This window comes from Gluconacetobacter aggeris (assembly GCF_014174395.1).
Classification (GTDB): domain Bacteria; phylum Pseudomonadota; class Alphaproteobacteria; order Acetobacterales; family Acetobacteraceae; genus Gluconacetobacter; species Gluconacetobacter aggeris.
In genome coordinates, this window is the sequence record NZ_JABEQD010000024.1 from 1 (window position 1) to 13,435 (window position 13,435).

10 protein-coding genes are annotated in these 13,435 nt (G+C 67.4%); 9 read left to right on the plus strand and 1 reads right to left on the minus strand.

Annotated elements, in window-relative coordinates; translation table 11 throughout:
- Window positions 1-144: 144 nt before the first annotated feature.
- Window positions 145-2,487: a TonB-dependent receptor gene (locus HLH36_RS18825; protein ID WP_182987821.1), complete on the minus strand. Its 2,343-nt coding sequence runs from the start codon at window positions 2,485-2,487 to the stop codon at window positions 145-147.
- 435 nt (window positions 2,488-2,922) lie between these two features.
- Between HLH36_RS18825 and HLH36_RS18830 the strand changes: the two genes are divergently transcribed.
- The 9 genes from HLH36_RS18830 to HLH36_RS18870 all read left to right on the plus strand — a co-directional run bounded on the left by HLH36_RS18830 (window position 2,923) and on the right by HLH36_RS18870 (window position 13,435).
- Window positions 2,923-4,053: an FAD-dependent monooxygenase gene (locus tag HLH36_RS18830; RefSeq protein ID WP_275943856.1), complete on the plus strand. Its 1,131-nt coding sequence runs from the start codon at window positions 2,923-2,925 to the stop codon at window positions 4,051-4,053.
- Between the two features lie 16 nt (window positions 4,054-4,069).
- The gene (locus HLH36_RS18835; RefSeq protein WP_182987822.1) at window positions 4,070-4,564 is read left to right on the plus strand and encodes a (2Fe-2S)-binding protein; all 495 of its coding nucleotides are present in this window, start codon (window positions 4,070-4,072) and stop codon (window positions 4,562-4,564) included.
- The gene (locus HLH36_RS18840) at window positions 4,564-8,199 is read left to right on the plus strand and encodes a molybdopterin cofactor-binding domain-containing protein (RefSeq protein ID WP_182987823.1); all 3,636 of its coding nucleotides are present in this window, start codon (window positions 4,564-4,566) and stop codon (window positions 8,197-8,199) included. Before HLH36_RS18835 ends, HLH36_RS18840 begins: the two co-directional genes overlap by 1 nt.
- Window positions 8,196-9,515 (plus strand): solute carrier family 23 protein, encoded by a 1,320-nt coding sequence (locus tag HLH36_RS18845; RefSeq protein ID WP_182987824.1) that lies wholly within the window; start codon window positions 8,196-8,198, stop codon window positions 9,513-9,515. Before HLH36_RS18840 ends, HLH36_RS18845 begins: the two co-directional genes overlap by 4 nt.
- Window positions 9,506-10,549, plus strand: a complete 1,044-nt coding sequence (locus HLH36_RS18850) for a M29 family metallopeptidase (RefSeq protein WP_182987825.1) — start codon at window positions 9,506-9,508, stop codon at window positions 10,547-10,549. The genes HLH36_RS18845 and HLH36_RS18850 overlap by 10 nt, the downstream gene beginning before the upstream one ends.
- Entirely contained in the window at window positions 10,546-11,178 is a 633-nt protein-coding gene (locus HLH36_RS18855; protein WP_182967614.1) for an isochorismatase family protein, read from the plus strand. The genes HLH36_RS18850 and HLH36_RS18855 overlap by 4 nt, the downstream gene beginning before the upstream one ends.
- A 25-nt stretch (window positions 11,179-11,203) precedes the next feature.
- Window positions 11,204-11,956 (plus strand): maleate cis-trans isomerase family protein, encoded by a 753-nt coding sequence (locus tag HLH36_RS18860; RefSeq protein ID WP_275943857.1) that lies wholly within the window; start codon window positions 11,204-11,206, stop codon window positions 11,954-11,956.
- A 163-nt stretch (window positions 11,957-12,119) separates the two neighbouring features.
- The gene (locus HLH36_RS18865) at window positions 12,120-12,926 is read left to right on the plus strand and encodes an alpha/beta fold hydrolase (RefSeq protein ID WP_182987826.1); all 807 of its coding nucleotides are present in this window, start codon (window positions 12,120-12,122) and stop codon (window positions 12,924-12,926) included.
- A 47-nt stretch (window positions 12,927-12,973) separates the two neighbouring features.
- Window positions 12,974-13,435 (plus strand): MarR family winged helix-turn-helix transcriptional regulator, encoded by a 462-nt coding sequence (locus tag HLH36_RS18870; protein ID WP_182987827.1) that lies wholly within the window; start codon window positions 12,974-12,976, stop codon window positions 13,433-13,435.

Here is a 13,435-nt window from a genome sequence, read left to right on the forward strand (position 1 = left end):
ATGCGGTCAATCTCTACACCGCCATGGGCGCGGGCTGGCAGGGCGTGGCCGTCACCGCCACCGCACTGCCCGTCTCGCTGGAAAAGCAGAACGTCCTCGCCCGCGCCTTCAGGGAGTAGGCGCGGGGAGGGCGTTGCGGCATGCTCAGAAGTTGGCGCTGACCGTGCCGAAGAACTGCCGGGGCGCACCGATCAGCATCGATTGATAGTCGCCGGCGATGGGGTTGCCCTGCACGCCGACGGTGGAGATGTAGGTCGTGTTGGTCAGGTTGTAGATATTGAAATCGACGGTGATGTCGTGCAGCGGGCCGTGATCGCCGGCGCGCACGCGTACGCCCAGGTTGGTCTGCCAGTAGCCGGGGACATGGGTGTCGTTCATGTAGCTGAGATAGCGGCGTGACATGTAGTTGGCGTCGATATGTGCCATCACCGGGCCGTAGGAGTAGCTGAGGCTGGATTTGTACATCAGGTCCGGATAGTTCGGGATGTTCTTGCCGGACAGGTTGTAGGTCACGCCGCCGGTCGTCAGGTTGCTGTCGAATCGCTGCCGGCTGTAGCTGATGCTGTTATACAGCGACATTCCATCGATCGGGTTCAGCGTCAGGCTGCCATCCACGCCCCAGATATGCACGCCGCCGACATTCTGCATCGTCGACTGGTTCTGGATGATCGATGCGCCGGAGGTGATCGTCTGCAGGCGGTTTGAAAAATCCGTGTGATACAGGCTGATCAGCCCGACCGCGCGGTGCATCGTCAGGCGATAGCCCAGCTCGTACACCCAGTCCTCTTCCGGCTTCAGGGTCTTCTTCGCGTTCTGGAACGAAGCCATGGTGGTGACCGACCAGGGCGAGCCGAGCGAATAGCCGGCCTGCGGGTAGGCGCGCATGTTCTTCGAGACGTCGAAATAGAGTTCGTTATGCGGCAGGAAGCGCCAGTTGGCGCTGACCTGCGGCAGGAAGGCGTTCGATGCGGTGAGGCTGCCGGCAGGCAGGTTGGCGACGCCGGTATATTTCTGGTTGTTCTCCGTGACGCCGCTGCGCGCCGTGACCAGCAGAGAGCGGAATCCGGCATGCACCGTCAGGTTGGGCAGGATCTTGTAAGTGTCCTGGAGGTAATACTGGAACGTGTTGGTATTGAAGACATTGCCCCATGCCTGGGCGAAGGGCTGCGGCAGGGCGCCGAACGGGTCGATCGGGCTGCCCTGGCCCAGGATCGGCTCCTGATAGTAATATTGTCCCATCGTGTAATGATCGTTTTCATACCACAGGCCGGTGTTGAACGTGTTCTTCCGCCAGCGCCAGGTGTAGCCCGATGTCAGCCCGTAGCGCTGGAAGCCCGAACGGCGGACCTGTTCGGCCAGCGGCGCGCCGTTGGGCGACGTGATGTGCGGGTTGGTCCAGTGCGTGTCCAGCGAATCGCCATGGCCGTAGATCGTGGTCTTCCAGTCCATGGCGCTGTTCAGCTTCGTGTCCAGCGTCAACCCGCCGAAATAATCCTGGCTCAGTGCCGGGTCGTCGTAATAGGCGACGTCCTTGGGGCTGCGGGTCAATTGCTCGCCATGGGAATAGATGCCCTGGGCCGCGCGATAGGCCGTGGTATAGTCGGGATAATAATAATCGACCCGCGTGCCGAGCTTGCGGATGGTTTCCAGCGATTCGACGGCGTAGGAGGCCTCCGCCATGTCCGACCAGTCGAAGAAGCCCGTCAGCCTGGTCGACTCGCCGATGGGCTGGACGAACTTGGCATTGACCTGCTGCTGGAACTGCCCGGCATGGCCCTTCCATTTATCGTCCGAAGTGCGGGCGTAGGAGACGTAGAATTTGGTGCCTGACGGGTTGAGCTGCCCGCTGTCGATGCGCCCGAAGGTGCGGAAGGTGGCGTTGCTGCCGAAGGTCTGCGCCACCTTGCCGCCGAAATGGTCGGACGGATCGATCGAATAGAACTGGACGGTGCCGCCCAGATTGCTGCTGGACGCCACGTCCAGCGAGCCCGCGCCCTGCGAGACGCTCAGGCGCTTGATGTTCTCGGGGCTGATCGCGTTGTTCACGTTCAGGCCGTTATAGGCGCGATAGGTCTGCGCGCCCAGCGGCATGCCGTCCAGCGTGAAGCCGAGCTGATCCTGCGAGAAGCCGTGCATGTAGATGCTCTGGCTCCAGGTATCGATGCCCAGCGGATCGGCCGAGGTGAAGGCGACGCCGGGCATCTGGTTCATGATCTTGTAGGGGCTGGTGCCCGGCACCGAGCGGGAGATCTGGCTGGTACTGATCGTCTGGACCTGGCGGGTCGAACCCGATCCGACCACCGACACCTGTTCGGCATCGGCCGCCGCCGGGCGGGAGGGAGCAGCCCGGGCGGGCCGGGCGGCGGGGTGGCCGGTCGTGGTTCCCGTCGTGTCAGGGGTCGGCTGACCGAATGCGTACCCGGTTGCGCCGGCCAGGATGGTCGTGACCATCAGCGACGTGGCAAGGGTTCGGGTCATGGTCTCCATGATGGTATCCATCCTGTCTGCGTATGGGGGTTTTTTGACGGGAGCCGCGGTCCGCCGCGTCGTTGCGATAGTGGTATGGAACGGGTCTGCAATGTCAATAAATAATGTAGACGTTGTTTATCGATTCAGGACAGGATTCATCCTGTTTTCGTTCCGGATGGGTTTTCTGTGGTACCGAAAGCACGAATCGCAGTCCGATGCGTGGACCGTCCGTCCTGTCTTATCTCATGTCTTTACGTCATTATCAGGATATATGGAGAGGAAGCGGTCGGAGTCGTGGGGCGGAAGCCAAATGGTGAGCGGACGGTGGGGCGGCTGTCCGGGGCAGCCGGAATATGGTGGATTTCGGACCGCCAATATCCTTGCGTAGCAGGAATGGTATGTATACATTCTGTCTGGACGGATGAACGCCCGGCTGGGCATGCGGAAGGCAGGATGATGGTCGAAGCGCGGAGAATTGGCATCGTGGGCGCCGGGCTGGGGGGCACCGCGGCCGCCGGGTTGTTGCAGCGCGCCGGGTTCGAGGTGACGCTGTACGATCAGGCGCCGGCCTTCTCGCGGCTGGGGGCGGGCATCCAGTACGGGCCCAACGTCATGAAGATCATGCGCCGGCTGGGGATCGAGCAGGCGATCGAGGACGCGTCCAGCCATCCGGAATACTGGTTCAGCCGCAAATGGGATGACGGGGCCTATCTGTCGCGCATTCCGCTGAATGCCGAGCATGCGCGCTATGGCGCCACCTACATCACCATCCATCGCGGCGACGTACACAGCATCATGATCGGTGCGGTGCCGCCGGACCTGGTCCGGTTCGGCAAGAAGCTGGTCGATTTCCAGGAACGGGCGAACGACGTCCTGCTCTCCTTCGAGGACGGGACCACCGATGTGGTCGACGTGCTGGTCGGCGCGGACGGCATCAATTCGCGCGTGCGCGAGAAGCTGCTGGGTCCGGAGGCGCCGCTGTTCACCGGCTGGGTCGCGCATCGCGGCGTCCTGCCGATGGCGCGCCTGTCGGGGCTGGAGGTCGAGCCCTGCGTGAAATGGTGGTCGGCCGACCGGCACATGATGGCCTATGCGCTGGATGGCACGCGCGAGGAATTCTATTTCGTCACCGGCGAGCCGGCGGAAAGCTGGCCGGCCGGCGTGCCGTGGGTGCCCAGCACGCGTGAGGCGATGCGCGAATCCTTCAAGGGCTATCACGAGCTGGTCCAAGCCTATATCGACGTGGCCGACACGATTACGAAATGGCCGCTCTATACGCGCAACCCGCTGCCGCTGTGGCATGCCGGGCGGGTGGTGCTGCTGGGCGATGCCTGCCATCCGATGAAGCCGCACATGGCGCAGGGTGCCGCCATGGCGATCGAGGATGCGGCGATGCTGACCCGCTGCATGACGGAACTGGGCACGCGGGACCTGTCGCGGACGTTCGAGGCCTATCGTGCGCATCGCATCGAGCGGGCTTCGCGCGTGCAGCAGGTCTCCAATGCCAATACCTGGCTGCGGAATCAGGAAGATCCTTATTGGGTGTATGGATACGACATCTATGACGTCGACCTGACGGCCTGACGCGGGGAGGGGGGCGATGCCGCCGGCGGTGGTCCTGACGGTCAATGGCACGGGCCATGTGCTGGACGTGCCGCCGGACACGACGCTGCTGCATGTGCTGCGCAACGACCTGGGCCTGAACGGGCCGAAATATGGCTGCGGCCTGGGCGAATGCGGCGCCTGTTCGGTGCTTGTCGGCGGGCGGGTCGCGCGGTCGTGCGGGCTGGCGGTCGGGGACGTAGCCGGCTGGCCGGTGACGACGCTGGAAGGGCTGGCGCGCGACGGTGTGCCGGACCCGGTGCAACGCGCCTTCGTGGCCGAGCAGGCGGCGCAGTGCGGCTATTGCCTGAACGGGATGGTCATGACTGTGCGGGCGTTGCTGAATGTCGATCCGGCGCCTGACGATGCGACGCTGCTGGCGGCGTTGCGCGGCGTGCTGTGCCGTTGCGGCACGCATGTCGAGATCCTGCGTGCCGCCCGGCTGGCCTGCGGGCTGGCGGGCGGCGCGGCGACGGGCGGGGAGGCCGCCTGATGGGGGGCGTGACGGAGCCGGCCGGGTCGCTGACCGTCATCCGTGCCGCGCGGCCGCCCGGCGGGCTGGTGGCGCGTGGGGCTTCGGACGACGTGCCGGCGGATGAGGTCTTTCTGGTCGTGCAGGCCAGTGGCGCGGTCAACGGCTATTGCGGGCACGTCGATCTGGGCACCGGCATCCGCACCGCACTGGCCCAGATCGTGGCCGAGGAACTCGATGTGGCGCCGGATGCGGTGACCATGGTGCTGGGCCATACGGAGGTCGCGCCGAACCAGGGCGCCACCATTGCCAGCGAGACGATCCAGGTGACGGCCGTGCCGCTGCGCCGCGCCGCCGCCCATGCGCGGCGGGTGCTGGTGCAACTGGCCGCCGAACGCATGGGCGTGCCGGCCGAAGGGCTGGCGGTGCGTGACGGCGTGCTGTCGGCCGATCCGTCAGGCGGCCATCCCTGGCCGGAAAACATGCTGCTGACCTATGGCATGTTGCTGGACGGGCGGACGTTGCGCGTACGGCTGGACGAGGCGGTGCCGGTCAAGGACCCCGCCGCCTATCGCGTGGTCGGGCGGCCGATGCCGCGCGTGGATATTCCCGACAAGGTCACGGGTCGCGCGGTCTATGTGCATGACGTGCGGGTGCCGGGCATGCTGCATGGGCGGGTGATCCGCCCGCCCTATGGCGGGTTCGACCACGGACCGTTCGTCGGATGCAGCCTGATCGGCGTGGACCGGGACTCGGTGGCCGGACTGCCCGGCCTGGTCGATGTCGTGGTGCAGGGCGATTTCGTCGGCGTGGTGGCCGAGCGCGAGGAGCAGGCCGAGGAGGCCGCGCGCCGGCTGCGCGTGTCGTGGCGCAAGGTCGACCTGCCGGATCTGTCGGATCTGGAGGCGGCCCTGCTGGCCAACCCGTCCACCCCGCGCCGGCTGCTGGACCGGGGCGACGTGGATGCGGGGGCGGAGAACGCGGCGATCCGCATGGACCGGACCTATCTGTGGCCGTACCAGATGCATGCCTCGATCGGTCCGTCCTGTGCCGTGGCGGAGTGGCGGGGTGGACGCCTGACGGTATGGTCCGGCACCCAGAACCCGCACATGCTGCGCGCCGACATCGCCTTGTTGACCGGGCTGGAGGAAGGCGCCATTGCCATCGTCCGCCATGAGGCCGCCGGCTGCTACGGACGAAACTGCGCCGACGATGTGTGCGGCGACGCCGCCCTGCTGTCGCGCGCCGTGGGCCGGCCGGTGCGGGTGCAACTGACGCGCGGGCAGGAACATGTGTGGGAGCCGAAGGGGGCGGCGCAGCTCATGCAGGTGCGGGGCGGGCTGCGGGAAGATGGCGCGCCGGCGGCCTATGATTTCTCGACGCGCTATCCCTCCAACGTCTCGCCGCTGCTGGCGCTGGTGCTGACCGGGGTGGTGCCGGCCGCCACGCCCCCGGTCGTGCAGATGGGCGACCGGACCTCGGTGCCGCCCTACGGTTACGACAATGCACGCGTGACGGTGCATGACATGCCGCCGATCGCGCGGGCATCGTGGTTCCGGGGCGTGTCGGCCATGCCCAACAGCTTCGCGCATGAATGCTATATCGACGAACTGGCCGAGGCGGCCGGGGTCGATCCGGTGGCGTATCGGCTGCGCTACCTGCCCGACGAACGGGCGGCCGAGCTGCTGCGTGCGACGGCGCGGCGGGCGACATGGATGCCGCGCAGCGGGCCGCGCCGGGTCGATCCGGCGCAGCGTGTGCTGCGGGGGCGGGGCGTGGCTTATGCCCAGTATGTCCACGGTGTCTTTCCCGGCGTGCCCGCGGCCTGGGCGGCGTGGGTGGCGGATGTCGCGGTCGATCGCCTGACCGGGCACGTCGCGGTCACGCGGGTCGTCGTCGGGCAGGATTCGGGGATGATGGTCAACCCGGCAGGGGTGCGGCACCAGATCCATGGCAATGTCATCCAGTCCGTCAGCCGTGCCCTGCGCGAGGAAGTGGCGTTCGACCCCGCCGGCGTCGCCAGCCGCGAATGGGGCACCTATCCGCTGCTGACTTTCCCCGAGATACCGGACATCGACGTGCTGCTGATGGACCGGCAGGACCAGCCGCCTCTGGGGGTGGGAGAGTCGGCCTCGGTGCCCAGCGCGGCGGCGATCGCCAACGCGCTGCATGACGCGACCGGCGTGCGGTTTCGCGAGGTGCCGTTCACGCCGGAGCGCGTCCGTGCCGCACTGGATGCGGCGCTGGGGGCGTTTCGGGAAATAGACGATGGACCACAGCCTCTGCCGCAACTGATGCCGGCGGGGCCGGCGCCGAAGCCCGCGCAGGCGCGGCTGCGTGGCTGGGTGGGGCTGGCGGCGGTGGGGACGCTGCTGTCGGGCATCGGCGGGCTGGCGGTGACGGCATCGCCATGGCGGCCGGGCATCGCGCCGGTGGCGCGGCCGGACCCGGCGCGCTGGTCGGCGGCGACGATCGCGCGCGGGCGGGACGTAGCGGCAGCGGGCGATTGCGCGGTGTGCCATACCGCGCCGGGCGGCATGGCCTATGCCGGCGGGCTGGAACTGGAGACGCCGTTCGGCATCGTGCGCTCTACCAATCTGACGCCGGATGAGGAAACCGGGATCGGGCGCTGGTCCTATCCGGCGTTCGCGCGGGCGATGCGCGAGGGGATCAGCCGCGACGGGCATCACCTTTATCCCGCCTTTCCCTACACCGCCTTCGCGAAGGTGAGCGATGCCGACATGGAGGCGTTGTACGCCTACCTGATGGCGCGCGAGCCCGTGCGCAACGCGGTGCCGGAGACGAAGCTGGCCTTTCCGTTCTCGCTGCGTCCGCTGATGGCGGGGTGGAACGTGCTGTTTCATGACACGCGGCCTTTCGCGCCCGATCCGGCGCGCCCGGCGGAATGGAACCGGGGCGCCTATCTGGCCGAGGGGCTGGGCCATTGCAGCGCCTGCCATACGCCGCGCAATGCGCTGGGGGCCGAGAAATGGCGTGGCGCGTGGCTGGGCGGCGGCATGGCGGAAGGGTGGGAGGCCCCGCCGCTGGGCAATCTGTCGCGCGCGCCGGTACCGTGGACGGCGGATGATCTGTTTGCTTATCTGCGCACCGGTTTTTCCGAACGGCACGGGCCGGCGGCCGGGCCGATGGCGCCGGTGGTGACGCATATGGCGACCTTGCCCGAGGCCGATGTGCGGGCGATCGCGGCCTATGTGGCCAGCTTCGACACCCGCGCGGCATCGCCCGACCGGGCGCGGGCGGTGGAGCAGGCCGCCGCGATCCGGGCGCGCGATGCCGCCTGGGCGGGCGAGGGCGCGCGGGTCTATGGCGGCAGTTGCGCCGCCTGCCATGAGGGGCAGGCCCCGCACATGTTCGGCGCCCGCCCCTCGCTGGCGCTGAACAGCAATGTCTTCGCCGATCGGCCGGACAATCTGGCGCAGGTGATCCTGCATGGCATTTCCCGCCCCGCCACGCCGGGCGTGGGGGCGATGCCGGGCTTCGCCGCCAGCCTGTCCGACGCGCAGGTCGCCGCCCTGATGCGCCATATCCGCGTCACCTACGCGCCTGGACGCCCCCCGTGGGAGGGGGTGGAGGACGTGATCGCCCGCATACGCGCCGCCGGCACAGGAGAGCCCGGCACAGGAGAGCATCGATGAACGCGAACTGGCTACCGCGCTGGCGGCTGGCGACCGGCGCCGAGGTCGCGCCAGACGAGCGCCTGCCCCTGGGCATGACACTGGCGATGGGCGTGCAGCATGTGCTGGCCATGGCGGGGTCGACCATCATCGGGCCGATCCTGATGGGGTTCGATCCCAATATCGCCGTGCTGTGTTCCGGGCTGGGCACGCTGCTGTTCTTCCTGGTCACGGGCGGGCGGCTGCCCAGCTATCTGGGCACCAGCTTCTCGTTCATTGCCGTGGTGGTGGGGCTGACCGGCTATTCCGGCCATGGGCCGAACCCCGACGTGCCGCTGGCCGTGGGCGGCATCGTGGCGGCGGGGGCGCTGTATGCGCTGATCGGCGGCATCGTCTGCCTGACCGGCACCGGGTGGATCGAACGGCTGATGCCGCCGGTGGTGACCGGTGCGGTGGGGGCGGCGATCGGGCTGAACCTGGCGCCGGTGGCGGCGCGGGGGCTGGCCGGATCGACATCGGCGACGCTGACGGGGATCTTCACCTTTCTGGCGGTGGCGATGATCGCCGTGCATGCGCCGCCCGCGATGCGCCGGCTCTCCGTGCTGTGCGGGCTGGTGGTGTCCTGCACCGTCTATGCGCTGGTGGCCAACGGGCTGGGGCTGGCGCCGCCGATCGATTTCGCCGCCATGCGCGCCGCCCCCTGGTTCGGCTGGCCGGCGCTGGTCGGCCCGCGCTTCTCGCCGCACGCCATGCTGCTGATCGCCCCCGTGGCGCTGGTGCTGGTGGCGGAGAATCTGGGGCACATCAAGGCGGTGGGCGCGATGACGGGGCGCGATTACGGCCCGCTGACCGGCCGGGCGTTCATCGGCGACGGGCTGGCGACGATGCTGGCCGGCTTCTGCGGCGGTACCGGGGTGACGACCTATGTCGAGAATATCGGCGTGATGGCGATTTCGCGCGTCTATTCCACGCTGGTGTTCGCAGCCGCTGCGCTGTTTGCCATCGCGCTGGGCTTCTCGCCCTTCTTCGGCGCGCTGCTGCATGCGATCCCCGAGCCGGTGATGGGCGGGCTGGCGCTGGGCGTGCTGGGGCTGATCGTCTCCACCATGGTGCGGATCTGGATCGACCATGCCGTCGATTTCGCCGATCCGCGCACGCTTTTTACCGTCGGCGCCACGCTGATCGCGGGGGCCGGCAACCTGACGCTGACGATCGGCGGCGCCACGCTGGGCGGCATCGCGGCGGCGACCCTGACCGCGATCGGCGTCAACCTGGTGCTGGGCCGGGGCCGCGCACCGTCTTCCACTTCATCCGGGGAACAGACACCATGCCCGTAAGCGATTGCGAACTTGTCGATGCATGGCGGCAGGTTCTGGACCTGTCCGGCATCGCGGCCGGCCGGACCGTGACCGTCCTGACTTCCAGCGACACCAATGCGCAGACAATGCGCACCGCCATCCTCGCGGCGCAGGCGCGCGGCGCGATCGTCAACCGGCTCGACCTGCTGCCGGTCAATGGCGGGGTGTCGCTGTCGCGCGATCCGCTGGCCTATGTCGGCACCACGCCGCTGACCGGCAACCACGCGGCGCTGGCGCTGCTGAAGGCCAGCGACCTGGTGCTGGACCTGATGACGCTGCTGTTCTCGGCCGAGCAGCACGAGATCCTGGCGGCCGGCGGGCGCATCCTGCTGGCGGTGGAGCCGCCCGAGATCCTGCTGCGCATGGTGCCGACGGCCGGGGATCGCGACCGCGTGCTGGCGGCGTCGAAGGTGCTGCGGGCGGCGCGCGAGATGCATGTGACATCGGCGGCGGGAACGGACGTGCGCTTCACGCTCGGCGATTATCCGATCCTGGAGGAATATGGCTTCTGCGACCGGCCGGGGCGGTGGGACCACTGGCCCAGCGGCTTTCTGGCCACCTGGTCGAACGAGGGCACGGCCAGCGGCACCATCGTGCTGGACCGGGGCGACATCCTGTTGCCGCAGAAGGAGTACGTGCGCGACCCCGTGACCTTCACGGTCGAGAAGGGCTACGTGACCGACATACAGGGCGGGCTCGAGGCCGATCTTCTGAAAGGCTACATGGAATCCTTCAACGATCCCGAAGTCTATGCCGTGTCGCATGTCGGCTGGGGGTTGCAGGAGCGCGCGCACTGGTCGGTGCTGGGCCTGTATGACCGCGAGGCGACGATCGGCATGGATTCGCGTGCCTGCGCCGGAAACTTCCTGTGGTCCACGGGGCCGAACAACGAGGCCGGGGGCACGCGCGACACCGCCTGCCATATCGACATCCCGATGCGCAACTGCACGGTCAGCCTCGATGGGCGGGCGGTAGTCCGTGATGGAAAACTGGTGAAGGAGACAGGGGAATGACGGGTCAGGAAACGGACGGCGCGCTGTATGCCCGGCAGGGATTCGGCCGCGAACTGGGGATCGTGGGGCAGGTGGGGCTGCTGATCGTCGATTTCGTCAACGGGTTCGCCGATCCGGCGGCGTTTGGCGGCGGCAATATCCCGCAGGCCATCGCACGCACCCGTCCGCTGCTGGACACCGCGCGGCGGCTGGGCTGGCCGGTGGCGCATACCCGCATCGTCTTCGCCGATGACGGGGCGGATGCCAACGTGTTCTCGGCCAAGGTGCCCAGCATGCTGGGCCTGACCGAGGATAATCCGGCCAGCGCCATCGTGCCGGAACTGGCGCCGGTGGCGGGGGAATATGTGGTGCGCAAGACCGTGCCCTCGGCGTTCTCCGGCACGCCGCTGGCGGCGTGGTATGCCCATCGGGGCGTGCAGACGCTGGTGGTCGCGGGTTGCGTCACCAGCGGCTGCGTGCGGGCCAGCGTGATCGACGCCATGTCGCTGGGCTTCCGCCCCATCGTCGTGTCCGACTGCGTGGGCGACCGCGCCATCGGCCCGCACGAGGCCAATCTGTTCGACATGGCCCAGAAATGCGGCGACGTGATGGACTACGACACGCTGCTGTCGCGCCTGTCCAATCGCTGATTTCCCTTCCACGCAGGATTTGTTCATGAAATCGCTTTACAGGATCGGGCAGATCGTCCCGAGTTCCAACATCACCATGGAAACCGAAATCCCCGCCCTGCTGGCGGCCCGGCAATTGATCCGGCCGGAGCGGTTTCTGTTCCATTCCAGCCGCATGCGCATGAAGACGGTCAGCAAGGACGAACTGTCGGCGATGGACGCGCAGTCCGACCGGTGCGCGCTGGAACTCAGCGACGCGCGGGTCGACGTGCTGGGCTATGCCTGCCTGGTGGCCACCATGTCGATGGGCGTGGGCTATCACCGCGTGTCGGAGGCGCGGCTGCATGGCCGTACGGTGGAGAACGGCGCGCCGGCCCCGGTGGTGACCAGCGCCGGTGCGCTGGTCGATGGCCTGGCTACGTTGGGCGCGCGCCGCATCGTGGTCGTCGCGCCCTACATGAAGCCGCTGACCCGGCTGGTGATCGATTACCTGGCCAGCGAGGGCTATGAGGTGATCGACCATGTGGCGCTGGAGATTCCCGATAATCTGGACGTGGCGGCGCATGATCCGCGGACTCTTCCGGGCATCGTCGCCGGCCTGAACTACAGGGATGCCGATGCCATCGTGCTCTCGGCCTGCGTGCAGATGCCCTCCTTGCCCGTGGTGCCGAAGGTGGAGGCCCTGACCGGCAAGCCCGTGCTGTCGGCGGCGATCGCCACGACCCATGCCATGCTGCGGGCGCTGGATCTGGAACGGATCGCGCCCGGTGGCGGGGCGCTGCTGTCGGGAGCCTATTGAAGCGTTTCCGTTCTTTTTTGAAAAAAAAGAACCAAAAAACTTCTGATCTGTTCAGGAATCTTGTGCGTGCGCGTTCCGAGGCTCCTGAACGGATAAAAGTCTTTTTGCTTCTTTTTCTTCAGAAAAAGAAGAATCCTGATTCCACGATAGAAGGAAAGCCGTGATGACCGACTCTCGTTTCCTCTACGGCGCGCATGTGCATGCCAATGGTATCCGCCAGCATTACCTGCGCTATGGCGGGCAGGGTGCGCCGCTGGTGCTGGTGCCGGGCATTACCAGCCCGGCCGTCACCTGGGGGTTCGTGGCCGAGCGCCTGGCGGCGACGCATGACGTGTATGTGCTGGATGTGCGCGGACGCGGCCTGTCGGAAACCGGGCCGGACCTGGACTACGATCTGGACAGCTATGCCGACGATGTGCGCGGGCTGATCGATGTGCTGGGGCTGGAAGGCTGCGTGGTGCTGGGCCATTCGATGGGGGCGCGGATCGCCATCCGGCTGGCGCGGCGCGATGCGCGGGGGATTGGCGCGCTGGTGCTGGTCGATCCGCCGGTCAGCGGGCCGGGGCGGCGGGCCTATCCGGCGAAGCTGGAATGGTATGTCGATTCGATCCGCGCCGCGCGGCGGGGCATGGATTCCGAGGCGATGCGCCGCTTCTGCCCCACCTGGACCGAGGAGCAGCTTCGCCTGCGCGCCGAATGGCTGCATACATGCGACGAACTGGCCACGCGCGTGACGTTCGAGAAATTCCATACCGAGGATATCCACCAGGATTTGCCGCACCTCACCCCGCCGGCCCTGCTGATGGTCGCGACGCGTGGCGGCGTGATCCTGCCCGAGGACGAGGAGGAAATCCGGACATTGCTGCCGACGATCCGTCTGGCCCACGTGCCCGATGCGGGACATATGATTCCGTGGGACAATCTGGACGGGTTCTGCGCGGCGGTGGATGGCTTTCTGGCCGCGTCGTAAACAAGCGTTCTGGCGGAAGGGGCGGCGATCATGGCGTGTGGCGGCTGATGGCGGGACGGAAAAAAGCGGCGGAGCAGGCGGTGGCGCCTCCCGATTATGTGCTGGGCGAGCAGATCGGCCATCTGCTGCGCAAGGCCTATCAGCGCCATACCGCGATCTTCCAGCAGACGATGGGAGAGGACGGGCTGACGGCGGTGCAGTTCGCGGTGATGGTCACGATCCACGAGGCCGGCACGGTGGCGCTGACGCGGATCAGCCAGTTGACGGCGATCGATCTTGCGACCCTGCGCGGGATCGTCGCCCGACTGGGCGAGCGCGATCTGGTGGTGGTGGAACATAACGCGTCGGATCGGCGCCAGCGTCTGGCGTCCCTGACGAAGCAGGGTGAGGAACTGGTGAAACGCGACCTGCCGGTGGCGGCGCGGATTACCGAACTGACGCTGGTGCCGCTGGATGTGTGCGAGCGGATTGCGGCCATCCAGGTGTTGAAGAAGCTGGCCGGGGAGTGA

Coding starts and splice junctions, on each gene's coding strand:
- HLH36_RS18835 (WP_182987822.1), top strand. CDS start 4,070: ATGCCGCCGGCGGTGGTCCTGACGGTCAATGGCACGGGCCATGTGCTG.
- HLH36_RS18825 (WP_182987821.1), bottom strand. CDS start 2,487: ATGGAGACCATGACCCGAACCCTTGCCACGTCGCTGATGGTCACGACC.
- HLH36_RS18870 (WP_182987827.1), top strand. CDS start 12,974: ATGGCGGGACGGAAAAAAGCGGCGGAGCAGGCGGTGGCGCCTCCCGAT.
- HLH36_RS18865 (WP_182987826.1), top strand. CDS start 12,120: ATGACCGACTCTCGTTTCCTCTACGGCGCGCATGTGCATGCCAATGGT.
- HLH36_RS18840 (WP_182987823.1), top strand. CDS start 4,564: ATGGGGGGCGTGACGGAGCCGGCCGGGTCGCTGACCGTCATCCGTGCC.
- HLH36_RS18855 (WP_182967614.1), top strand. CDS start 10,546: ATGACGGGTCAGGAAACGGACGGCGCGCTGTATGCCCGGCAGGGATTC.
- HLH36_RS18860 (WP_275943857.1), top strand. CDS start 11,204: ATGAAATCGCTTTACAGGATCGGGCAGATCGTCCCGAGTTCCAACATC.
- HLH36_RS18845 (WP_182987824.1), top strand. CDS start 8,196: ATGAACGCGAACTGGCTACCGCGCTGGCGGCTGGCGACCGGCGCCGAG.
- HLH36_RS18830 (WP_275943856.1), top strand. CDS start 2,923: ATGATGGTCGAAGCGCGGAGAATTGGCATCGTGGGCGCCGGGCTGGGG.
- HLH36_RS18850 (WP_182987825.1), top strand. CDS start 9,506: ATGCCCGTAAGCGATTGCGAACTTGTCGATGCATGGCGGCAGGTTCTG.